Origin of the sequence: Vibrio sp. Y51_MX_L26, from assembly GCF_024181935.1 — a bacterium.
Classification (GTDB): domain Bacteria; phylum Pseudomonadota; class Gammaproteobacteria; order Enterobacterales; family Vibrionaceae; genus Vibrio; species Vibrio diabolicus.
Map to the genome: position 1 here is coordinate 74,671 of NZ_JAMZAS010000001.1, position 22,092 is coordinate 96,762.

General features: G+C 44.8%; 18 protein-coding genes. 9 read left to right on the forward strand and 9 right to left on the reverse strand.

What is annotated here, in order from left to right; genetic code table 11:
* From NL645_RS00305 to NL645_RS00325, 5 genes are all read right to left on the reverse strand, one after another.
* Nucleotides 1-1,461: VWA domain-containing protein (locus NL645_RS00305; RefSeq protein WP_253650938.1), on the reverse strand; the 1,461-nt coding region annotated here is incomplete at its 3' end.
* Nucleotides 1,454-2,458 (reverse strand): VWA domain-containing protein, encoded by a 1,005-nt coding sequence (locus tag NL645_RS00310; protein ID WP_167427711.1) that lies wholly within the window; start codon nt 2,456-2,458, stop codon nt 1,454-1,456. The genes NL645_RS00310 and NL645_RS00305, both read right to left, overlap by 8 nt.
* Nucleotides 2,451-2,927 (reverse strand): DUF4381 domain-containing protein, encoded by a 477-nt coding sequence (locus NL645_RS00315; protein WP_047008481.1) that lies wholly within the window; start codon nt 2,925-2,927, stop codon nt 2,451-2,453. The genes NL645_RS00310 and NL645_RS00315 overlap by 8 nt, the downstream gene beginning before the upstream one ends.
* 38 nt (nt 2,928-2,965) lie before the next feature.
* Nucleotides 2,966-3,892, reverse strand: coding sequence for a DUF58 domain-containing protein (locus NL645_RS00320; RefSeq protein WP_053808320.1), 927 nt, complete (start codon nt 3,890-3,892; stop codon nt 2,966-2,968).
* A 14-nt stretch (nt 3,893-3,906) separates the two neighbouring features.
* Nucleotides 3,907-4,863, reverse strand: a complete 957-nt coding sequence (locus tag NL645_RS00325; RefSeq protein ID WP_005392397.1) for a MoxR family ATPase — start codon at nt 4,861-4,863, stop codon at nt 3,907-3,909.
* 310 nt (nt 4,864-5,173) lie between these two features.
* Here NL645_RS00325 and NL645_RS00330 point away from each other — a divergent pair, with 310 nt between their 5' ends.
* The 8 genes from NL645_RS00330 (at nt 5,174) to NL645_RS00365 (ending at nt 14,076) form a co-directional block, all read left to right on the forward strand.
* On the forward strand, nt 5,174-7,090 hold the full coding sequence (locus tag NL645_RS00330) for a methyl-accepting chemotaxis protein (protein ID WP_253650939.1): 1,917 nt from the start codon (nt 5,174-5,176) through the stop codon (nt 7,088-7,090).
* Between the two features lie 56 nt (nt 7,091-7,146).
* A complete protein-coding gene (locus tag NL645_RS00335) occupies nt 7,147-7,347 on the forward strand; it encodes a restriction endonuclease subunit S (protein ID WP_005392406.1) in 201 nt (66 codons plus the stop codon).
* A 246-nt stretch (nt 7,348-7,593) separates the two neighbouring features.
* Complete coding sequence (locus tag NL645_RS00340) at nt 7,594-8,262, forward strand: LuxR C-terminal-related transcriptional regulator (RefSeq protein ID WP_150917684.1); 669 nt, start codon at nt 7,594-7,596, stop codon at nt 8,260-8,262.
* Nucleotides 8,263-8,490: 228 nt separating this feature from the next.
* Nucleotides 8,491-9,147: a LuxR C-terminal-related transcriptional regulator gene (locus tag NL645_RS00345; RefSeq protein WP_080619247.1), complete on the forward strand. Its 657-nt coding sequence runs from the start codon at nt 8,491-8,493 to the stop codon at nt 9,145-9,147.
* Nucleotides 9,148-9,354: 207 nt separating this feature from the next.
* Nucleotides 9,355-9,945: a calcium-binding protein gene (locus NL645_RS00350; RefSeq protein ID WP_005392412.1), complete on the forward strand. Its 591-nt coding sequence runs from the start codon at nt 9,355-9,357 to the stop codon at nt 9,943-9,945.
* A 152-nt stretch (nt 9,946-10,097) separates the two neighbouring features.
* Complete coding sequence (locus NL645_RS00355) at nt 10,098-11,816, forward strand: type I secretion system permease/ATPase (protein ID WP_253650940.1); 1,719 nt, start codon at nt 10,098-10,100, stop codon at nt 11,814-11,816.
* Nucleotides 11,791-13,131 (forward strand): HlyD family type I secretion periplasmic adaptor subunit, encoded by a 1,341-nt coding sequence (locus NL645_RS00360; RefSeq protein ID WP_047008476.1) that lies wholly within the window; start codon nt 11,791-11,793, stop codon nt 13,129-13,131. Before NL645_RS00355 ends, NL645_RS00360 begins: the two co-directional genes overlap by 26 nt.
* A 96-nt stretch (nt 13,132-13,227) precedes the next feature.
* Nucleotides 13,228-14,076 (forward strand): mechanosensitive ion channel family protein, encoded by an 849-nt coding sequence (locus NL645_RS00365; RefSeq protein WP_005392418.1) that lies wholly within the window; start codon nt 13,228-13,230, stop codon nt 14,074-14,076.
* A 102-nt stretch (nt 14,077-14,178) separates the two neighbouring features.
* Here NL645_RS00365 and fhuB read toward each other — a convergent pair whose 3' ends face one another.
* Genes fhuB through NL645_RS00385 form a run of 4 tightly spaced genes read right to left on the reverse strand, consistent with a single transcriptional unit; the run spans nt 14,179 to nt 20,007 of the window.
* A complete protein-coding gene (gene fhuB / locus NL645_RS00370; RefSeq protein ID WP_253650941.1) occupies nt 14,179-16,146 on the reverse strand; it encodes a Fe(3+)-hydroxamate ABC transporter permease FhuB in 1,968 nt (655 codons plus the stop codon).
* The gene (locus tag NL645_RS00375) at nt 16,143-17,072 is read right to left on the reverse strand and encodes an iron-siderophore ABC transporter substrate-binding protein (RefSeq protein WP_104972881.1); all 930 of its coding nucleotides are present in this window, start codon (nt 17,070-17,072) and stop codon (nt 16,143-16,145) included. Before NL645_RS00375 ends, fhuB begins: the two co-directional genes overlap by 4 nt.
* On the reverse strand, nt 17,063-17,848 hold the full coding sequence (locus tag NL645_RS00380; RefSeq protein ID WP_046875804.1) for an ABC transporter ATP-binding protein: 786 nt from the start codon (nt 17,846-17,848) through the stop codon (nt 17,063-17,065). The genes NL645_RS00375 and NL645_RS00380 overlap by 10 nt, the downstream gene beginning before the upstream one ends.
* Nucleotides 17,849-17,901: 53 nt before the next feature.
* Nucleotides 17,902-20,007 (reverse strand): TonB-dependent siderophore receptor, encoded by a 2,106-nt coding sequence (locus NL645_RS00385; RefSeq protein ID WP_253650942.1) that lies wholly within the window; start codon nt 20,005-20,007, stop codon nt 17,902-17,904.
* Between the two features lie 145 nt (nt 20,008-20,152).
* On the opposite strand from NL645_RS00385, the gene NL645_RS00390 reads away from it, so the two are divergent.
* A complete protein-coding gene (locus tag NL645_RS00390; RefSeq protein WP_253650943.1) occupies nt 20,153-22,006 on the forward strand; it encodes an ABC transporter ATP-binding protein in 1,854 nt (617 codons plus the stop codon).
* Nucleotides 22,007-22,092 lie beyond the last annotated feature (86 nt).

Below are 22,092 nucleotides of genomic sequence, written 5' to 3' on the forward strand. Positions count from 1 at the left end.
TTGCTGTTGCTGTTGCTGTTGCTGTTGCTGTTGCTGTTGCTGTTGCTGTTGCTGTTGCTGTTGCTGTTGCTGTTGCTGTTGCTGTTGCTGTTGCTGTTGCTGTTGCTGTTGCTGTTGCTGTTGCTGTTTCAGCTTTTGTTCCACAACCGACAAGTTTTTCTTTGCAGCTTCAAAGTTGGGCTTTTCTTCAAGCAGTTTTTTATAAAGCTCTGCTGCTTCTTCTAATTGACCATTTTGCGCCAGAGAGTTGGCAAGGTTATAGCGGCCGTTAGGAGAGGAGTCATGAGAAAATGCTTCAATAGCGGCTTCGTAGTCACCTTTTTGGTAACTGGCGGCTCCTTTCCAGCTTGGGTTTGTAAATAGGTTTTGCGCCTGTTCATACTCACCTTGCTTGTAGAGTTCCGCTCCTCGTTGGTCGGCATTTAAGAACGGATTTGCTTCAGCGTGTTGTGTCCAAGTCATCGGTATTATTGTTGCCACAAACATCCAAATCAGGCCGCGTCGGAACAGTAAAGCTGCAGGCAGAAGTAACAGCGGCAGCAACCAAAAGCCACCGTTTAAGCGAGAGTCAGTGCTCACTTCTTCACTCTGCTTGGCCGAAAGTTGACTGCCAACGTTGTTCGTAAAGGCTGAAATGTTCTCAACATCGCGATTGGTGTGCTGAATAGGAACAAAAATTCCACCTGTTTTCTTTGCTAGTATTTGTAAATTCTTCAGATTTGTTTTCGCTACGACTGTTGTGCCTTGTGCAGTTTTTAAAAGAGAACCATCGGGTAGGGCGATGGGAGCGCCATTAGCGGTTCCTACTGCGAGAACTGAGATGCGAATGTTTTTACCTTCGACCAAATTCAACGTCCGAGACAGTTCTGACTCATCAAGGTCATCAGCTAACACGATGATGTCGCCTTGTTGCACACCTGCTTGAGAGAACTGGTTGAGCGCTAATTCAATTGCGGAAGGCAGGTTTGCCCCTTGAAAAGGCATTAGCTCTGGTGACAAATTCTCGATAATGACGGCAAGCGTACTGGAATCAGTCGTCAGTGGACTTAAGTTATAGGCATCGCCAGCGTAAGCAATAAGACCCGTAGCCCCTTCTTTCCATTTAGGAAGTAAGTCCAGCGCCTTATAACGTGTTTGCGCGAGTCGATTAGGCTTGATGTCCGTAGCGAACATCGAGCGAGACATATCAAGCACTAAAATGCGGTTTTGGTTTAACTCAAAGCTTGGGCGAGCGTTGGATTGCCAGCTTGGTCCCGCTAGCGCAATACAGGCAATCGCCCAAGCTACGCCCCAGAGAATAAAATAGTGTTTGGACTGCGTGTTTTGTCCGAGCACTTTAGCTAGGTGAGGGGCAATCAGTGTCGATTTTTTTGCTCTAAATTTGTGATTGAGCAAGAGCGCAATAGGGATTGCGATAAGCCCCAAAAGCCAATAAGGGTTAAGGAAAATAAACTCAGCCATGTTTTCTCCTCAGTAGGAATAACAATACCGACAGTACGAATGCAGCGCTTAATGGGTATGGGAACCATTCTGACTGCGGACGCCAAGTTTGCGTGTCGCTTGACACGGGCTCGAGCTGGTTGATCGTGTCGTAGATCTTTTCGAGCTGTTCAGTATCTCGCGCCCGAAAATATTGTCCACCAGTCATCTCTGCCACTTTAGTTAGTGTTTGCTCATCCAAGTCGGCTGCGGTGTTAACCTTGCGAGTCATGAAAAACTCTTTCACCATCATTTCACCAGCACCTACGCCTACGGTGTAAATGGTCGCATTGTATTTTTTTGCGATTTCCGCTGCTTCGAGCGGTTCGAGCACACCGGCAGTATTGCTGCCGTCACTAAGCAAAATCATGACTCGTTGCGGAGCATCACTGTCTACAAAAGTTTTCGTGCCTAGACCAATACCATCACCAATGGCGGTTCGTTGACCAACCAAGCCGATGACTGTTTGATTAATCTGCTGCATGACGGTTTTACGGTCTGCAGTGAGTGGCGTTTGCAAATACGCGTGATCGCCAAACAAAACAACCCCGAGACGGTCACCTTTTCTTTTTGCCACGAAATCCGATAGAACTTTTTTGACAGCGGTGAGGCGGTCAATGTATTCGCCGTTGAGCTCCATGTCTTCTTGTTGCATCGAGCCAGATAGGTCGACGACTAACATCAAGTCCCGGTATTTGGGTTGGAACTCAACTGGATCACCAAACCAAACTGGACGCGCACAAGCAATGATAAGAAGAACCCAGATCGCCACTGATAGTGATTTTTGCAGGGCTTGCTTAGGCTTGCTGCCATTCTCATTAGCTGGTAAGTACGCCAATTTGATCTCGGCTTGTTGAGATTCTTGTGGCAGGAGCTTGTATACCAGCCAGGGGACAGGCAGCAAAAATAGTGCCCACCACCAGACAAATTCAATGTTTAGCCATTGGGCAAGATCGGTTATGAGTGTTTGCTCAGTCACGGTTATTTGCCTTTTTCTTTGGTGGCAAAGCGTGAGTTATCCAAAAGACACAATCATCGACCAAGCTTTGATGATTTTCTTGAGAGGATTTCTGATACAGCGCTTCTTGCCACTGATGTTGTTTGTCTACGAATCGAGTTTCTTTGGTATGGCTATCGAGAAATTCATACCAAGCGATTCCAGTTAATGGCGCGATTTCTTCACGCGGAAAGTAACTCAATGCCGCCTGACGCAATATTTCTAGAGCAGAGGAAGGGGTATGAGGTGTGACAGATTGAGTTAAAAGTTTTAAGGCTGCCTTTTGCGCGCGTAGGCGTTTTTTACGCCACTTCGTATAAAGATAAATGCTGAAAACGAAAAGTACGGTGGCCGCAAGCACTGCCCACCATCCCCAAGCGAGCGGAAACCAATCCGGAGCGTTTGGTAAAATCAGAGGTTCAAGGTCTAGGCTTTGGTTGTTTGTTGTCATTATTATTACTGCTTAATAAATGCTGCTTGTACAGTTTGTTAGCTTAATTGTGAAATCAAGGGCCAACCACTTGATAGCGTGTTAAATGGAATCGCCATCGAATGGCATTGCTGTTTAATGGTTTCTTGGTGTTGAGTAAAGTGTGTTTCGAGTTCCTTTCTTTGGCCCTTGGAGCCAAAGTTGAACCATTGACTACGTTGTCCATCTGAGGCTTTTACTTGACCTCTAAAGTTTGTTTCACCTCTTTCTAAAGGGTCATAAAACTGTATAGCCCTCACACTGTTGTGCTGTTTTAGTCGACGTAACTGCGTCAACTCTGCTGCGCTTATGTGGGCAAAGTCGCTGAGCATAATCAGTTCGCTGCCCTTAGGTGTCAGTGTATGAAGTGTTTCTAACACCTGAGTATACGGCAGTGTACGAGCCTCGTTGTTGGCAGTACGAGCCACCTGCGCGTTATGTGTATCGACGATAGCATTAAGAATCCGCAGCCCCTGTTTTTGTAGAGAGGAAGGGCGAAACTCAAAACATTGATGTCCATCGTCAATCACCGCACCGATGCGATCCTTTTTAGCCAAAGTGAGCCAAATCAACACGCTGGCAAAGTGAGCCAATTGAACCGACTTAAGCATATACTTAGACCCAAAATGCAGGCTAGAACTCAGGTCAAGGTAAAGAATCACAGCTTGCTCTTTGTCTTCTGCAAATAACTTTGTGTGCGCTTTCCCTGTACGAGCAGTTACCCGCCAATCAATACTGCGGATATCATCGCCAGGTTGGTATTGGCGTACTTCCATAAAATCCATGCCTCGCCCTTTTTGGCGGCTGGTATGGTTACCGCTCATTTGCGACCAGATACTTTGTGCTGGTGGCAACCAACGTACAGATTGAGTGCGGTATTGCAGCAGCTCTTCAAGGGTTAATGTCACCCCATTCGCATGAGGTGGCAGTGGATGCGTTGTGGACATATCACTCCCTCGTCTTATGCACTGCCAACGAGGTTTAGCAGCTTATCAATGACTTGGTTTGCTGTAATGCCTTCCGCTTGAGCGTGGTAACTCAGTAATAAACGGTGGCGCAAAACCGGATAAGCCATGGTTTGAACATCTTCTGGGGACACAAAATCACGACCTGCAAGCCAAGCGTGCGCACGGGCACAACGATCCAGAGCGATGGTGGCACGTGGACTAACGCCCATTGACAACCACTTATCCAGCTCAGTGTCATATTCGCTGGCTCGACGTGTTGCCATAACTAAACGGACGATGTACTGCTCTATCGTTTCCGCCATATGAATATCCAACACTTCTTTACGCGCAGTGAAGATATCTTGTTGGCTTAACATTGGGCGCTCGACGGTAGTTTCGCCTTTTGCTTCACCGCGGTTAATACGCAAGATAGATAGCTCATGTTCCGCATCTGGGTATTCCACTTCTAAATGTAATAAAAAGCGATCTAGCTGTGCTTCAGGTAGTGGATAAGTCCCTTCTTGTTCAATCGGGTTTTGAGTCGCCATGACCAAAAACAACTCTGGCAACGGGTAAGTATGGCGACCTGCTGTGACTTGTTTTTCTGCCATTGCTTCAAGCATCGCCGCTTGTACTTTGGCCGGTGCACGGTTTATCTCATCCGCAAGAATAAGAGAATTGAAGATAGGACCAGATTGGAAAGTGAACTCTCCGGTTTCGGGGCGGAAGATATCGGTGCCGGTTAAATCGGCTGGCAGCAAGTCAGGGGTAAACTGAATTCGGTGGAAGTCGCCTTCAACACAATCTGAGAGTGATTTTACTGCACGGGTTTTTGCCAGCCCAGGAGGGCCCTCAACCAAAATATGTCCATCGGCCAAAAGGGCAACAAGCAGTTGTTTGACTAGATCTTGCTGACCAATGATCTGCGACTCTAGGTATTGCTGAAGAGTTTCGAAGTTAGATTTATGCATGCTTTGGACTCTCGATATCCATTTGATTTTTGTGTTGAGTATTGGTCATTTTCCAGATGGAAAAAGTTCCAATGCGCTTTCGCAATTTATCTTTTCAATATTGGGACTCTGCAGAGAATTGCAAGTACTTGCTATCACTGAAAGTTCTTATCTGACATGGCGTTACATTTATTTTTCATAATATAGTGAGAAATGCCTCTAGTTTTGTATATGTGAGCCGATAAAGTTTCTGTGATGTGCGTGTCATGAGATATGCACCAGATTCCCCTTATGGGGCCAATAACAAGTGATTCTTTTAAAAGGTCCGAATATGTTGAAACTTCATTCCTTGAGCATCAAACAGAAGGTTGTACTTGGTATTACGTTTGCTGTTTTAGCATCAACAATTATCGTTGGTGTTATGGCTCAGCGTCATGCAAGAGATGTGTTGAGCCACCGTCTTGTTGATATCGAACTACCTGCGATGCTGCAGCAAATCAATACAGAAATTGACCGCGAAGTTGTAGAGATGCAACAAGCCGCAAAACAGCTCGCAACAAACGAGTTTATTGTCGAAGCTCTATCTAATACAGACCGCGATCCGTCGGTAGAAGTTCAGTTAGTTCAGCAGCTCAATAACGTTAAATCCCAGTACGGACTAAATGATGCGTCGGTAGCCAATCGTCAAACGGCATATTACTGGAATCAAAACGGGTTCTTGCGTCAGCTTAATCGAACTCAAGATGCTTGGTTCTTTGGCTTTACGTCTTCTGGTCAAGAAACGTCAGTGAGCGTTTTCCAAGAGGCAAACGGCGAAGTAAAAATGTTTGCCAACTACCAAGACTTAAATGGTACATCAATGTCAGGTCTTTCAAAGTCGATGGACGACATGGTTGCGCTGCTCAATGGGTTTAAAATTGAAGATACGGGTTATGTGTTCCTCACTAACGAACAGGGTGAGATTCAAATACATCGTCAACAAGGTAAAAACCAAACTTCTATCACCAAGCTATTTGGTAGTGATGCGAGTGCACTGCTGAATAAAAACAGCTTCAATTTGATTAATGTGGACTTTGAAGGGCAGGACACGTTTGTTTCCAGTTTGTATGTTCCTTCAATGAATTGGTTTGTCATTGGTGTAGTTCCTGTCGATGAAGTCTTCGCGGACCTAAATGCTACTGCGCAAAAAATGCTGTTTACGACCATCATTGTCGCCGTTGTATTCATCCTGATGGGCGTATGGTTGGCAAATAGTATTACTAAACCAATTCGACTGATTGTTGATCGTTTTACCGATCTTGGGCAAGGTGAGGGCGACTTGGCGCAGCGCATTGAAATTCAGGGTAATGATGAAATTGCTCAGCTTTCAAAAGGCTTCAACGGATTTATTGAGAAGATCCACGCCACAATGAAAGAAGTTGCTTTAACCAGTGGCTCATTAAGTCAAGCGGCAGAAAGTGTGTCGACGAAAGCAACATCCACACATGACAACAGCCAAGAGCAACGTGATCAAACCATTCAAGTTGTTGCGGCGATTAATCAGATGGGTGCGACCATCAGCGAAATTGCATCGAACGCGGCTACTGCTGCCGATACGGCAAATCAGGCTTCTGATAATACTCAAACGGGTCGTGAAGTGGTTATGAAAGCCAAAGAGGTGATTAGCCGCCTAGCTGATGACGTAGAAACGACCAATATTGTCGTCACGCAGCTGGCATCGACAACTAAAGATATTGGCTCGATTCTGGGCGTAATTCGTGACATATCAGAACAAACCAACTTGCTCGCGTTGAATGCCGCGATTGAGGCTGCACGCGCTGGAGAGCAAGGTCGTGGTTTTGCGGTGGTTGCTGACGAGGTAAGAAACCTAGCGTCACGCACGGCTGATTCAACAGAAGAGATCCAACGGATGATCAACCAACTTCAAAGTGACGCACAAGACGCAGTAAGTGCGATGGAAGCGGGTAAAGCGGTCACTATTGAAGGGGTCGCTTCAACCGATGAAGCAGTGGAAGTGTTAGTCAATATTTCTGAGCGAATTACAGACATCTCTGATCGTAATACGCAAGTTGCGACGGCGACGGAAGAGCAATCCACTGTGGTGCATACCATTAACCAAAACATTGAAGAAATCAACGCGATCAATGAAATGACAACGGCAACGGCAGAAGAGCTGGCGGATGCAAGTCGTGATCTTCAAGCGCTCTCTTCACGTCTGGACAAGATGGTTGGTAGCTTCAAGCTATAGAGTTGGATAGAATAGCCGAAGTTTAAAAGTTCACTAACTAAATTTAGGTAAGTACTATGAATGACTTCGAAAAAGAACTAGAGCAGATTTCTCAGGAAGCCGCTCAGGAGCCAGAAGTAAAACTGCCGTCGCTAGAAGAGCAAAAAGCGATCGTCGCTGAGCTAAAAAAGCTAGAAGCAGAAGGTAAGTTGACGCCAGAAGTGTTAGAGCAACACTTTGGTAAATTTAACCAAAAAAACTCTGTTCCAGTTCACTAAGCTAGGGTGAGGTTTCGGCTCTAACGGGCGCGACAAAATCACCAACTCAAATACAAAAAGGGAGTGTATGCTCCCTTTTTAATGCCTGAAAAATGCTAATACCCCTTACATACTTGCTACTTAAAAATTATTGACACTTCAATGAGTTATTAATTAGTACTAGTTATTTTCATACTTGACAAGACTACCGCTCTATCTAAATCTATTGCGTATTTCAATAAAAGCGACCAAGGGAATGCGATCAGGATGGAGCAACAAAAAACAAGAAATGTCATTTTAATCACGGAGGGCAGTCTGCAGTCATCTCTGCTGAAAGATGTATTGGAGACCAAACTCGGTATTAGTGTTGCTCTAATCACACCAGACTCTCTTATTCACGGAGCGTTAGATTCGCCTTTAGCGTCAGCCATTATTGTTGATTGCAGCGTGATCACTGATGAAATCTTTCGGCGTTATTCGGAGTTTAAAGAGTCGCAACAGAAAGATACGCTCGAAATCTTAATTAATTGTGATCAATCCATTTCAACTGAAGATCTTTTTGCTTGGCGTACTCTAGCAGGTATTTTCTATACCTCTGATGATATAAAAACGCTGCAAGTTGGGATTGGTAAGGTACTTCAGGGGGATATGTGGTTCAGCCGTAAGTTTTCTCAGCAATACATTACTCACCTTCGTCGCCACTGCAAACCTATAAATAAGAATGTTCCCGCTATTTTGACCAAACGAGAGCAACAAATAATTACCTTTCTCTCTATGGGGGCTTCCAATCAACAAATTGCCGAACAACTATTTGTGAGCGAGAATACGGTAAAGACTCATTTACACAATATTTTCAAGAAGATTGAAGTAAAAAATAGAGTCCAAGCACTTATTTGGGCGAAAGAAAATATTTCGGATAACTCGTTAACAGTGTAATGTCCTTGAAATATTGCGTTATTTAATTTAGTGAATTCTTAATCATTACTGTGACCTAAATGTGTTAAAAGTGTTTCTTTTATGAGAAACACTTTTTTTGATTCTCTTTTTAATAACTTTGGAATTTAAAAAAGTAGCAAATAACTTTACTCTGTGGACTAGCACTTACATATCACACTAAGTGCGGACGATTAACGACTAATTTAAGAATGTTAAGTCACTGAAAGTATGAGAAACATTATGGAACAGTATATGGAAAAGCCTGAAGTCCTAATGCTCACTCAACAAAGTTTACAGAGTGAAAACTTTAAGGAAATGCTTTCTAAAAATATAGAAACTAAAATAACGATCATAGATACTAAAAACCCTAGCTATCACGAACTCATTCCGGAACGCTACTTTTTGCTTGTTGATTTTTCAGTTGAGATTCCATCCGAAACTTTAGTTTATTTAAAAGATAGTAATAAAGTGCTAGGAACCATAATGCTTAATTTAGGTTATGACTTAGACACAGAAGAACTCGCCTCATGGCCGCATGTAAAGGGTATATTCGGTCCGGGAGACTCCATGGACAAGGTGTGTCAGGGGTTAAAAGCAATAATAAAAGGGGATAATTGGCTGTCTCGAAGATTACTGGATCAGCTGGTTAATTATTATCGAGGAAAAGAAGCGAATAGCATTATTGAGCCTGCTATCGAGGTAGAGCTTACTCGGCGTGAAATTCAAGTTTTAAAAATGTTGAAAGAAGGAGGCTCAAATATGGAAATTGCTGATTCTTTATTTATCAGTGAGCATACTATTAAATCACATCTATACAATATTTTTAGAAAGTTAGAAGTAAAGAACCGTACGCAAGCAACAAGTTGGGCTAGGCGAAATTTGTAGTACTAGTATTAACTTACTGTAATAAAAAGAAAATACTCTATAAAGTACTAAGTTTTATATTTATTATTAAAATGTCAGTCTGAAATATCATCCCATATTCAAACTTATTCCTATTCGGTTGACTATTAGACTTCTCATGTCTGTTACAAATCTACTCAGACATAGAATAAAAGGTCTATTCAATTATTAAGACAAGAGGGAATAAAAATGAGCACAAGTGACAATGACACGTATCTAGGCGATGCAGGTGTAAATAACCAATTTGCTGATTTCGATGGCGGCGATGACTTGTTTATTGGTTTTGGTGGTAATGATTCGTTTGTTGGCGGTGGCGGTAACGATTATGTGATCGGCGGCGACGGTGATGATCGCCTAACTGGTGGTGCTGGTGATGACATCCTAAGGGCTGGTACAGGAAACGATTACCTCGGCGGTGGTACAGGTAATGATTTGCTTTTGGGTTTGTTGGGTGACAACAAACTAAATGGCGGCGTCGGTGAAGATATTCTTGTAGCTGGTTCTGGTGATAATGTTCTAGTTGGCGGCAGCAATGGCGATAAGTTTGTGTTCACGGATAAGTTTGGTGGCCATGGCGAAGCAAAAGTTGTGGATTTCACCATTGGTGAAGATTCTTTGCACATTATTAGCGACTCGGTCACAGACTTCGGTGATTTAAGCTTTAGCTATGATGCTGTAGGTAATGCCGTGTTTACCGATGGTGCTGATCTAACCGTGAAACTCATTGGCGTTACCGAAACTGACATCAATACTTACGGTGCGGATTTATTTGCAATCTAAATGACCTAAATCACTCAGAATGGGATTAGTTTGTGTGGCTCTGTCACGCGGAGGTGAACTAACTCGGTCATTCTAGAGTGTATTTGAGGCTGTCTTAAGTTAGGTGCTAGCTTTTGCTGGCGCCTACATTTTCAATTTAAACGGAAATAGTCGTGCAAAAAACGGTTTTCAAAGAAGTGAGACAAAAACTATGCACGCTTGCGGGCTTGCTAATCGCTTTTAGCCTTTTTATCAACTTACTAGTCCTCTCGATACCCTTGTACATGCTTCAAGTGTACAACCGAGTGATATCCTCCTATTCAACCGATACTCTACTTTTGCTCACTATTATCGTGATTGTCGCGTTATTAACCATGTCGATTATTGATATCGCTCGCGCCCAAATGAGTAAATCATTTGGTTATTGGATGGACACCAAACTGTCCACTTTTATGCTTAAGCGCAGCATTCAATACCAATCGCACACAGGGAAGAGTTACACCTCGCAAACGCTGCGAGACATTCAGAACATCAAAAGCTTTTTGAGCAGCCAAGCACCCTATCCACTATTGGATGCGCCTTGGACACCGCTGTTTATTTTGTTCGTATATTTATTGCACCCAGTATTGGGTCACATCGCGTTACTCGGGTCTATCGTATTGTTTAGTCTCGGGCTACTCAATGAGCTAATGACGCGTAAAACCATGCAAGAAAGTGAAGTTAGGGCGATCTCTCATATCAACAACGCCGAGCTAGCCACGCAAAATGCCAATTCAATTCTTGCGATGGGGATGATGAACGCGTTTTTAGAGAAATGGCAGTCGCGCGTGAATGAAGTCAATGTGCTCGAAGAGCGAGTGGCAGGTAAGTCCATTTACATGGCTAACTTTTCTAAGTTTGTACGTGGTTCACTACAGATCTTTTTGCTGGGGGGCGGAGCATGGTTAGTGATCCAACATGAGATTACTGCGGGAGCGATGATCGCGAGTTCCATTTTAATGAGTCGGGCACTCTCGCCGATGGAGCAGGCGATTGGAACATGGCGAAGTGCTATGTCTGCTAAAGGCGCGTATAAACGACTAAAAGAAATCGACGCAATCGTGCGCCAAGATGAATCGAATATGCCACTGCCAAAGCCAAAAGGACACTATGAACTTACTGGACTTGCTTATCGCCATCCTGGCACAGCAGAGCCTGTACTCTCATCGATCAACTTATCTATTCCTCCCGGAGTCGCTGTCGGAGTTATTGGCCCTTCTGGTACTGGTAAATCGACGTTTGCTCGGTTGTTATTAGGTACGATCAAGCCATTAGCAGGTAAGGTTACGCTTGATGGTATGGAAGTGTCTACTTGGGCATCGGAAGATCGCGGCGCCCATTTTGGTTATCTCGCTCAAGAAGTAGAGTTGTTTCCTGGCACAATTCGGGAGAACATCGCGCGCTTCAAAGAGGAAGACCCCGCTAAAGTCATCAAGGCGGCGCAACTAGCAGGATGTCATGAATTAATACTCAAGAAAAACAAAGGCTATGATTTCGTTATTGGCGAAAATGGCCGTGGTTTATCTGGAGGAGAAAGGCAGAGAATCGCACTTGCAAGAGCCGTTTATGGCGATCCATCTATTGTGATTTTCGATGAAGCTAATGCCAACCTTGATGGTGAAGGAGAGGCTGCATATCAACGTTTGATTGCCCATTTAAAGGCGCAAGGATCAACGATTATCGTCATTGCCCATAATCCGAGTACATTACGACAAATGGATAGATTGCTGTATTTAGCTGAAGGTCGAGTCAAATTATACGGTGATAAAGATGAAGTATTAAAACGCTTGATGGGCGAAGAAAGAACAGATATTCCAAGGGTAAGAAATGAGCAATCAACTGCCAGCCGTTAATCAGCATCCGTCTGAAACCGTTTATCGTTTTAGTCCGCAAGCGAAACTAAGCTTTCGAAAGCCAATTTTACTTGGTGTGGTGACGCTAAGTGTTTTTCTTGGCGGTCTAGGCTACTGGGCTGCGACAGCGAAATTAGAGAGTGCTGCGATTGCTTATGGCGATTTGTCTGTTCTCACTAAGCGACAAGAAATTCAACATCTAGAAGGCGGCATTATTGAAAAGCTGTACGTGCAGGAGGGGGACTTAGTTGAAAAAGGTCAATTATTAATTCAACTCTCTAAGCGACAAGCTATGGCGAAGTTGGATTCATTAAGTGGTCAGTTTATTCATACTCTAGCGAAGGAAAACCGTCTAAGTGCTGAGCTAGATGAATTGCCAACGATCGTATGGTCTGATGATCTTGAAAGTATTCCTCGCGTCGATATCGTCCAAGAAGCTCAACTGGTTCAAAACAAGATCTTTGAAGCGAGAAAGCGATTCTTTGATAGTAAGCTGAGCATCATTGAGCAGAGTATTTCTGGGGCAAATTTGGAGCTGGAAAACCTCCAGCAAACCAAAGTAATTGAGAGAGAAAGACTCAATTTTATCGCCGAAGAAATAGACAGTAACCAAGCTCTAGTTCAAAAAGGCTTTTCGGGTAAATCCACCTTACTTCAACTCAAACGTCTTGCGGCGGAAGTGCGGAGTACCTTAAGTCAGTTAGACAGACAATCACTCACAGTAAGCAAAAGGTTGGATGAAAACCAAGCGCAAATTGAAGAGTTGAAGCTTGAAAGACTAAATGAGATTGTCGAGGAGCTACGAAACACCAAAAAGGAAATCGTCGCCATTCGTGAAGAGTATCGCTCAGCACAAGATATTGTAGCGAGAACAACCATCAATGCACCTATTGCAGGCCGTGTGGTCAACATGCAGGTGTTTACTGAAAAAGGTGTGATTGGTTCGGGTGAAACGCTATTGGAGTTGGTTCCTCAAGACGATAAGTTGTTAGTCGAGGCTCGCGTGAATCCCCAGGATATCGATTTAGTTAACCCAGGTCAGCAGGCGCATGTTCGTCTGACCGCTCTGAATGCTAGAACGTTGGCACCATTAGACGGCACGGTGTTAACGATTTCTGCGGATAAGCTTTCACAAGAAAACCAAGAGGATTTTTACCTCGCTAGAATTGCAATTTCGCAAGAAGATGTAGCCAAACACCGCTTAACTTCAGGAATGAACGCGGAAGTGCTTATTTTATCTGAACCGCGAACGCCTTTAAGTTATTTAATAAAGCCAATCACTGAAAGCATGAATCGCGCTTTTAGAGAGGAGTAATCTCAAAAGTACTTGAGTGAACACGGACAACTGACAAAATAATTTGTTATGGTTACCCGTTACTAGGCCGTATTTTAATTCTAAGGGAGCCGTGGAATGGAGAAAGTGCAGTTAGTCGTCGATTTTCTTCTCACTCATAAACTGATTTTTACCGCACTGATCTTTGTGATTATGTGGTTAATTCGTCGTACCATTTTATCGATGATTCGTGGTGACCATGCCTTTCTTTCTGAAGATCAGCGCAGCTGGATGTCCAGAACTAAGAACGGCACCTTTGCCGTTACATTACTGATTTTATTTATTTTATGGCAATCAGAAATAAACGAGTTTGCTCTAAGTGTCACGGCGATAGCGGTTGCCATTGTTGTGGCATCCAAAGAGATAATTTTGTGTTTTACAGGCTCGATTCAAAGAGCAAGCTCACGTTCTTTTCGTGTCGGTGACTGGATTGAGGTCGGTAAACTGTGCGGCGAAGTGATCGAGCACAATATGATGGCGACGGTGATTCAAGAGATCGACCTGCACCATGGTCAATATCACTACACCGGAAAAACCGCGACCTTACCCAATAGTATGTTTTTTACTTACCCAGTAAAGAACCTCAATTTTATGAAGCGCTACGTCTACCACAATTTCTCTATCGTGGTGAAAGACTTCGTTAATTTGTATCCTCTGTTACCAATCTTGACCGACAAGATTGAAGAGCATTGTAGCTACTTCAGTGATGTTGCACATCGCTACAATGCGATGATTGAAAAACACGCTGGGGTCGATCTTCCCGGTGCAGAGCCACATATGCATATTTCTAGCAATATCAATGGTGAGCAGATTTTGCATGTTATGATTTTCTGCCCGACCGATAAAGCTAACCACTTGGAGCATTTGATTCGTAAAGACTTTATGGAACTTTATGAGCAGCGCTTTCCTGTGGTGAGTGAAAAATAGAGAAGTGTCGTACGCCAGTTAGAAAAACAAACCCCGCTATCAAACATAGCGGGGTTTGTTTTTCTAACGGTATTTCCAGCTCTAACTATATTCCCTGAATACTTAGCTGAATTTACTTTTCAGCATTAAAAACAGAAAGTAAGTACTGCCTAAAATAGCGACCAATGTGCCAGCTGCGACCTGACTTGGATAAATAGCGATTTGTCCCAGCCAATCTGCCCACAACATTAGGGTTGCACCAATTAAGGCTCCGACACTTAGTTGCTCTTTCACTTTTCTTGCTCCTAACATCATCGCCATATGGGGAGCGACCAAGCCAACAAAAGATATCGGACCAACTGTAGCGGTAGAAAAGGCGCATAATAAAGCAACGATGGTGAGCATTAGCGTATTGGCTACGGTGGGGTTAAGTCCTCGTGCATTTGAGAATTGTCGTCCGATGGAAATTAATGTTAGCCAGCGAGAAACCGCGAATACAGCGGTAAGCAGAACCATTATTGCCAAACATAGCATCAGTGCGGTGTCGGCTGTGACTCGATAAATTGAACCAGTTAGCCATAATAAAATTTTGTAACTGTCACCAGAACCTTGAGCTAGCGAAAATTGAACAAGGGCTTCTAATAGTGCCGTTAGTGCGATGCCGGACAACACGAAGTTAGATGGATTAAAATTGCTTCGTTTACCGATAATCAGCAATAACATCAATACGGACATACTTCCGAAAAAAGCGATACCCCAGTTAAATGCGGAGATAAGTGACCCAGCGATGACTCCTGTCGTAATAATGGCAAACGTGGCTCCGGAAGACACACCGAGAATATCGGGACTTGCCAGAGGGTTGTAAACAATGCGTTGCAAAATGATTCCGGCAACGGATAGAGCAATAGCGACAGAAAGTGCAGTTAACATTCTCGGCCAGCGCAATTGCCATTGGAACTCACCTGGCACAGACCATTGAATTCCGTTCATACCATGGGTAACGAATGAGTAAGCTAGAATCCCAACCAGACTGAATAGCGCAATGCTGCATACCGCGCGTTTAGAAAGCGCCGTTTTTCCTTGGCTCATTGAAAGGTTAAGTTGATCGGTTGCCGTCAGCTTTTTACGAGTAAACCAAATTAAAGCGGGAGCGCCAATAGCTGCAGCCGCTACGCCGCTAGGAATGGTTTCCTCTAACCATAAGCTTAGCGAGATAGCGGCAGAGTCTGTGATGATTAATAGCATTGCGCCCAAAAGCATGCTGCTGATCAATTCGTCGCGCGGTGTTCTTGCCCCCATCGCTCTGGCGATATTGGGGGTCAGTAATCCGATGAAGCTGATAATGCCAACTGCGGTGATTGAGGCAGATACCAGCCAAATACCCATCACCATTAACGTACCAAAAGCAGGTAATACTGCTAACCCACGCGCTGCTGCGCCTTCTTGCCCTAGTTTCATTAAGGTCAGAATACGTGGTGCGACGATCAAAATGACGATTGCAATAGCAGCGCGTGGCAGCAACCATTCAAACCAATCCCAGCTGTATTGTGAGAGGTCGCCTGCTCCCCACATAAAAATATTTTGCGCAAACTGAGCATTTAAAATAATGATGGCTGTGGCGATAGAACCGAGCAGGATATTAATCACCATCCCCGAAACGACCAGCGGCAAACCTGTCATATTACGCACACCAGCAATTGATACGATCAGGCCAAACGCCACTAAAGCCCCCGCCATTGCGGCTAATGCAGAGTAATCGGCTACCCAATCGACGAACCAAATGTTTACCACGACTAATGCAAGCCAAGCACCAGAAGAGGTGCCAAGAGTTAACGGCGAGGTGAGGTTATTCTGCGTTAATTGCTGCATTAAGCTGCCGGTGAGACCAAGCATGGCACCAACAAGCAGGGTCATACTTAACCTAGGAAGCTGAGCTTGCGTAAAAAATACGTCACGAAATTCGCTCGCTACCTCTGGTTTTGTTAATAATTGCCATTGTTCGAAGAGTGATAAATTAGTGTCAATTTGTAGACTAAAGACGCTAAGTAACGTAATCAGCGCCAGATAACCAATATAATGTTTCGTTCTCATTGCTTTGGTGCCAACTCTATTAGACTGTCGGTAATCGCTTCAGCGGTGTATTGCAAAGACATAGCACCGCCATACGCCCACACTGCTCTGACTGAATTTACCCGCAGCTTCTTTACAAACGGCATCGCTTGCCAAAGTGGCGAATCTTTCAGTTTGCGTTCTTCTGGGAAAGGTTGTACGTAGAGAACGTAGCTGTTTTGAAGGTTTTGAAGTCGATTAATCCGATCTTGCTTTACGCCCCACGCGCGTGGAGCCTCTTTAATTGGAGCGTGTAATCCCAGCTTTCTGACCACGTAGTCTGTGGTGGAATTTTCGGTTGCAAGAAACACCGTATTCGGGGTTGAAAAACGCATCACCAGAACACTGAGCGGCTCAGAGTAATAGTGGCGAATTCGCTGGCGCATCTGCGCAAATGAAGCATCTAATTCTGCCAGTTTCTGTTCAGCAAGTGCCTCTTTATTGAATAGCTTGCCGAGCGTACGAAAGTGACGAATGGCCGTTTCAGCTGCGGCCTCACTTTCGGAAAAATTAGGTAAATAGATTACCGGAGCAATTTGTTTGAGTAACGGAATCAAGTCTTGCTGTGGAGACGCAGCAAGGATGACATCTGGTTTCAAACTGGCTATTTTTTCTAAGTTGGGCTCTGCTCGGGTTCCAATATCTTCGATTGACTCTGGCGCATACGGATTAACCACCCATTGGCGGTAGCCTGGTAAATTAGGGGCAGCAATTGGTTCCACGCCTAGCGCCAAAACTTGTTCTAGGATGTCCCAATTTAAGGCGATAACGCGCTGCGGCGCTTGCTCAAAACTATGCTCACCATATTCATCGGTAACGGTGATGACTGCATTTGCATTAGTCATAAAAAATGCTAACAGAAAAGCAGATTGTGTAACCACAGTAAGTAAACGAGCTATTATGCGCATACAACAGCCACCTTTTGGCTCGCCAATGTGTTGGCTGGAGTTGGATGATCAATGAGCTTAATCGGTGACTCATACAACTCAGAAAGGCGCTCCTCATCTAGCAACATGTCGGCGGTGCCTTCAAAGGCAATTTTACCTTTCTTGAGCGCAACAATGTGGGTTGCATAGCGCAGTGCTAAGTTCAAATCGTGCAGGATCACGATAATGCCTACGTTCTCGGTTCTATTTAGCTCTGCCAGTAACGCCATCAGTTGAAATTGATGGTGAACATCGAGCGCGGAGGTCGGTTCGTCTAGGATCAAAATTGGCGATTGTTGAGCCAACAGCATAGACACCCAAGCGCGTTGACGCTCGCCGCCCGATAAGTCATCCGCCAAAGCTTGAGCAAAAGGTGTAACTCCTGTTCGTTCCATAGCCTGCGTGATGATCTGTTTGTCTTCAGGTTTCCAACGACCAAGTGCGCCACGCCACGGAAAGCGGCCTAAGCGCACTAGCTCTTCTACCGTTAAACCAGCTGAGGAGGGCAGCTTTTGTGGCAAATAGGCGATCTGCTTTGCCAGCTCTTTGGTTTTGAGTGATGAAAGGGAAGTGTCGTTTAATGCTACCGTGCCTTTATCTGGTGACATTTGACCAGAAAGCAGGTTCACCAGTGTCGATTTGCCTGAACCGTTATGGCCCAAAACGACAGTTAGTTCATTCGTTGGGATGTTAAGTTGGTCGATGACGAGGATCTGACGTCCACCTCGAACGATCTCAATATTAGACAGTTGAAACATGGATGACTCTTAGGAGAAAACTCCCCCTCAAGAGAGGGGAGTAGAAAGTTCAATTACCAGCGGTAGTTTGCGTTTAGCATGACAGAGCGAGACTGGCCGTAGTAACACCAGTAATCGCAACCTGAAACAAACTCTTTATCCAGAATGTTGTTAACGTTTAGCTGTGCTTGCCACTGTGAAGTGATGTCGTAAGTGACTGACGCATCCCAAAGAGTGACTGAAGGAACAGTTAGGTTCGAGTTCTTAGGGTTATCTTTTGACTCACCTACGTAGCGCACACCAGTACCGATATTGAGGCCTGGAATCAGGCTGTAGGCGCTGTAGTCTACCCATGCTGAAGCTTGGTGTTCAGGAATAAGTGCGGCTTGTTTTTTACCTTGGCCAAAACTCTCATCTGTTTTCGCTTTAGTGTAGGTGTAGCTTGCCATCAGTTTTAGATCGTCGGTTAGCTGCGCCGTGCTTTCAAGCTCAATACCTTGAGAAGTCACTTCACCCGTTTGTGTCGCGATCCATGTTGATGGGTTGGTCACCAACGCGTTCTTTTGCGTAATGTCGAACCATGCAAGGTTGATAAAGCCATCCATAAAGCTTGGCTCATACTTCACACCCACTTCTACTTGCTCGCCTTCCAGCGGTTTGTAAAGCTCATTGGTTGCTGTATCAATTGTACTGATCACTTCAAACGACTGAGAGTAGTTTGCGTAAGGTGACAGACCATTGTTTGCAAGGAACATCACACCCGCGCTGAGAGACAACTGACCATCATCACGAGATTCGTTTTGATCAACGCCTGCGCCTTTGCCAGAGTTTTCTGTTTTCACCCAGTCGTAACGAGCACCGATGTTACCAATCCACTGTTCATGCAGTTTCAATTGGTATTGCGAATAGACACTTGCTTGAGATTTCTCAATCTCACGTTTCACGTTGTTGGCAGGATCAAGAGGGGTGAAGTTGCCGTAAACTGGGTTCCACGGGTTGATGGTGCCAAACGCGTAGTTGTCCTGCTCGTCGCCATCGGTTTTGTGGAATTGCAGATCCATACCGACAAGCACCGTGTGCTCTGCGTTGTCAGTCATCCAGTTGCCGACAGCGTTATTGTCGAATGTGATGCTCTGGTTTTTGCCGTCACGGAATACGATGCCTTGCGCTAATTCTTCTTTTGCAGGATCGTTGTTTGAGAATGCGTAAGAGCTGCGCAAGTACAACTCATTGGAGCCGTAGTTGAGATTTTGAGAGAATGACCACGTGTCATTGATGTCGTGCTCTAGTAAGTAACCTAGAGAAAACTGCGTGCGTTCGTATTTATCGTAGTTTGGCTGACCAAGGTTAGTCGAAGGATCGATTTTGCCAAAGTTAGAACCAATCAGAGTACCTGCTGCCGGGAAGAATGGGTTAGTTGGTACACCGTCATCATGAAGGTAAGTAGCCAAAACGGTCAGCATTGTACGGTCAGAAATGTCGAACTCGACACTTGGCGCTAGGTAGAAACGCTCGTTATTTGTGCCGTCCAGTTCACCGTCTTGGCTTGTCATCAGGCCAACCAAACGGTAGCGGATTGTGCCAGCGTCGTTTGCTTCATCAGCAATGTCAAAACCTACAGACTGGTGTTGGTTGTTGCCTACTTCGACTTTTACTTCACCTTGAGGCGTAAACGTTGGTTTTTTCTGCACCGCATTCACGATACCGCCTGGTGCCGATTCACCAAACAGAATAGCTGATGGGCCTTTAACCACTTCCACACTTTCTAGGCCGTAAGGTTCGACCAACCATGTGTAGTAACCATCGCGGAAGAGGCGGTTGCCGTTTAGGTAAGTCGCTGCGTCAAAACCGCGAACTTTGAACCAATCGGTGTCGTTGTCTGCGCCATAAGGCTGAGCGGTTACGCCAGATGTGTAGCGTAATGCTTCGTCCAATTTTTGCGGTGCACGAACGCGAAGCTCGTCTTCAGAGATAATAGAAACGCTGCGTGGTGTTTCTGCCGCAGGGGTTTCTACTTTAAGTGCTTGCGCGGTGACCGTAATGGTCTCCATGGCAATCACGTCATCTTGTACAACGTCTTCTTGAGCTTGTGCTGTGAATGCAACCACTGCTGCTGTTGGTGCCAAAGCACAGACCAACGCGTTACGGATCGCGATGGTCAGTAAGTTATTCTTTGTCATAAATATATTCCCGACAATTATGATTAACGCTAAGCTTAATTGTAATTATTATCATTTGAACTTTTGTTTCGGTATTTTACTGACTTTTGTATCAAAAGATAGTAAAACGTTCGCAAATTCATTCGCGGTACTTAAAGTCGTTGTTATGTTCAATTGGTTTGAAAAACTGACCCAACCCTTTCCCCAGATGGAAACCGAAAAGCCACCGAAGACACTTTTTGGCTTCTGTCGCTTTTACACTCGTGGCTTTGAAGCCCCTTTACTTGTCATGGCTGTGTTCAGTGCGCTTATTGCCATTACTGAGGTGACGCTGTTGCGTTATATGGGTGAGCTCGTCGATATTCTCTCTAATCAGGATCGCGCAACATTCTGGCAAGATCAGGGTGATCGCATGCTAATGATGCTGTTCTTAGTGGCGGTTGTGATGCCAGCTCTCGGTTTTGTCCACTCAATGGTGATGCACCAAACGTTATTGGGTAACTACCCGATGTCTATCCGTTGGTTGATTCACCGTTACTTGCTAAAACAAGCGGTTGGATTTTTCCAACGTGACTTTGCAGGCCGAGTTGCGACCAAAGTGATGCAAAGTGCGTTAGCGGTACGAGAAACGGTCATGAAGTTGGTGGATGTACTGGTTTATATCAGCGTTTATTTTCTTTCGATGCTTTGGATGATGGGCGAGGCCGATGGTTTGCTGATGTTGCCTATTGTGATTTGGATAGGAATGTACGCGGTTATCCAGTTCTACTTTATCCCTAAAATGAAACAAGTAGCGACAGAGCAAGCGGATGCTCGCTCTGTAATGACTGGACGCATTGTCGATTCTTACACCAACATTTCTACCGTAAAACTATTCGCTCATTCACAGCGAGAGTTGGAATACGCAGAAAGCAGCATGAAGCAATTTTTGGTGACGGTTTACCGCCAAATGCGCATGGTGACTTGTTTGCTGTTTAGTGTTGATGCCATCAACTATTTGCTGCTGATGTCTATTAGTGCCATTTCGGTTTATCTATGGCTAGATCACGCTGTAACAATTGGTGCTATTGCGATTGCCATCAGTATTGCGTTGCGCGTACAAGGTATGTCGAAGTGGATCATGTGGGAAGTTAGCGCACTGTTTGAAAACATCGGTACAGTAGTAGACGGTATAAATACGATTTCAAACGATGTTGAAGTGAAAGACGTACCAAATGCTAAGCCTTTGCAAATCTCTCAAGGTGAGATCTGCTTTGATCACGTAGGTTTTAACTACAGTGATGAGAAGGCAGTATTTGAGAACTTGAATCTGACTATCAAACCGGGCGAAAAAGTCGGCATTGTCGGTCGCTCTGGGGCAGGTAAATCCACGTTGGTCAACTTGTTGCTGCGCTTTTACGACGTAAATAGCGGTAAGATTTGTATTGATGGACAGGACATTTCGCAAGTCGAACAAGAGTCGCTTCGCCAACACATCGGTATGATCACGCAAGACACCTCTTTGCTGCATCGTTCAATTAAAGAGAACATTCTTTACGGTGATCCAGATGCTTCAATGGATGCCGTTATCGCAGCTGCTGAGAAAGCACATGCCCATGATTTCATTCAATCTCTACGAGACGAGCAAGGTAACGTTGGCTATGACGTTGAAGTGGGTGAACGCGGTGTGAAGCTGTCTGGTGGTCAGCGTCAACGTGTGGCGATTGCTCGCGTGCTGCTGAAAAACGCGCCAATTTTGATCATGGATGAAGCAACGTCTGCACTTGATTCAGAAGTAGAATCGGCAATTCAAGAAAACCTTGAAGTTCTGATGGAAGGAAAAACTGTGATTGCGATTGCTCACCGTTTATCAACGATTGCCGCGATGGATCGTTTGATTGTGATGGATGACGGCAAAATCATTGAGCAAGGCTCGCATTACGAGCTGCTGCAATTGGGTGGTGTTTACGCTCAGTTGTGGAAGCATCAAACCGGCGACTTTTTGTCTGAGCAAGGTGATGCTCAACTGCAAGTCATCTAATATGACGCTACACGAAAGAGGGCAAATGCTCTAATGCCGATCAGTTAACGGATTAATCGGCAGATCAATTGCACGCTCTTCCTGTA

Coding starts and splice junctions, on each gene's coding strand:
- NL645_RS00315 (WP_047008481.1), bottom strand. CDS start 2,927: ATGACAACAAACAACCAAAGCCTAGACCTTGAACCTCTGATTTTACCA.
- NL645_RS00320 (WP_053808320.1), bottom strand. CDS start 3,892: ATGTCCACAACGCATCCACTGCCACCTCATGCGAATGGGGTGACATTA.
- NL645_RS00325 (WP_005392397.1), bottom strand. CDS start 4,863: ATGCATAAATCTAACTTCGAAACTCTTCAGCAATACCTAGAGTCGCAG.
- NL645_RS00330 (WP_253650939.1), top strand. CDS start 5,174: ATGTTGAAACTTCATTCCTTGAGCATCAAACAGAAGGTTGTACTTGGT.
- NL645_RS00335 (WP_005392406.1), top strand. CDS start 7,147: ATGAATGACTTCGAAAAAGAACTAGAGCAGATTTCTCAGGAAGCCGCT.
- NL645_RS00340 (WP_150917684.1), top strand. CDS start 7,594: ATGGAGCAACAAAAAACAAGAAATGTCATTTTAATCACGGAGGGCAGT.
- NL645_RS00345 (WP_080619247.1), top strand. CDS start 8,491: ATGAGAAACATTATGGAACAGTATATGGAAAAGCCTGAAGTCCTAATG.
- NL645_RS00350 (WP_005392412.1), top strand. CDS start 9,355: ATGAGCACAAGTGACAATGACACGTATCTAGGCGATGCAGGTGTAAAT.
- NL645_RS00360 (WP_047008476.1), top strand. CDS start 11,791: ATGAGCAATCAACTGCCAGCCGTTAATCAGCATCCGTCTGAAACCGTT.
- NL645_RS00365 (WP_005392418.1), top strand. CDS start 13,228: ATGGAGAAAGTGCAGTTAGTCGTCGATTTTCTTCTCACTCATAAACTG.
- fhuB (WP_253650941.1), bottom strand. CDS start 16,146: ATGAGAACGAAACATTATATTGGTTATCTGGCGCTGATTACGTTACTT.
- NL645_RS00375 (WP_104972881.1), bottom strand. CDS start 17,072: ATGCGCATAATAGCTCGTTTACTTACTGTGGTTACACAATCTGCTTTT.
- NL645_RS00380 (WP_046875804.1), bottom strand. CDS start 17,848: ATGTTTCAACTGTCTAATATTGAGATCGTTCGAGGTGGACGTCAGATC.
- NL645_RS00385 (WP_253650942.1), bottom strand. CDS start 20,007: ATGACAAAGAATAACTTACTGACCATCGCGATCCGTAACGCGTTGGTC.
- NL645_RS00390 (WP_253650943.1), top strand. CDS start 20,153: ATGTTCAATTGGTTTGAAAAACTGACCCAACCCTTTCCCCAGATGGAA.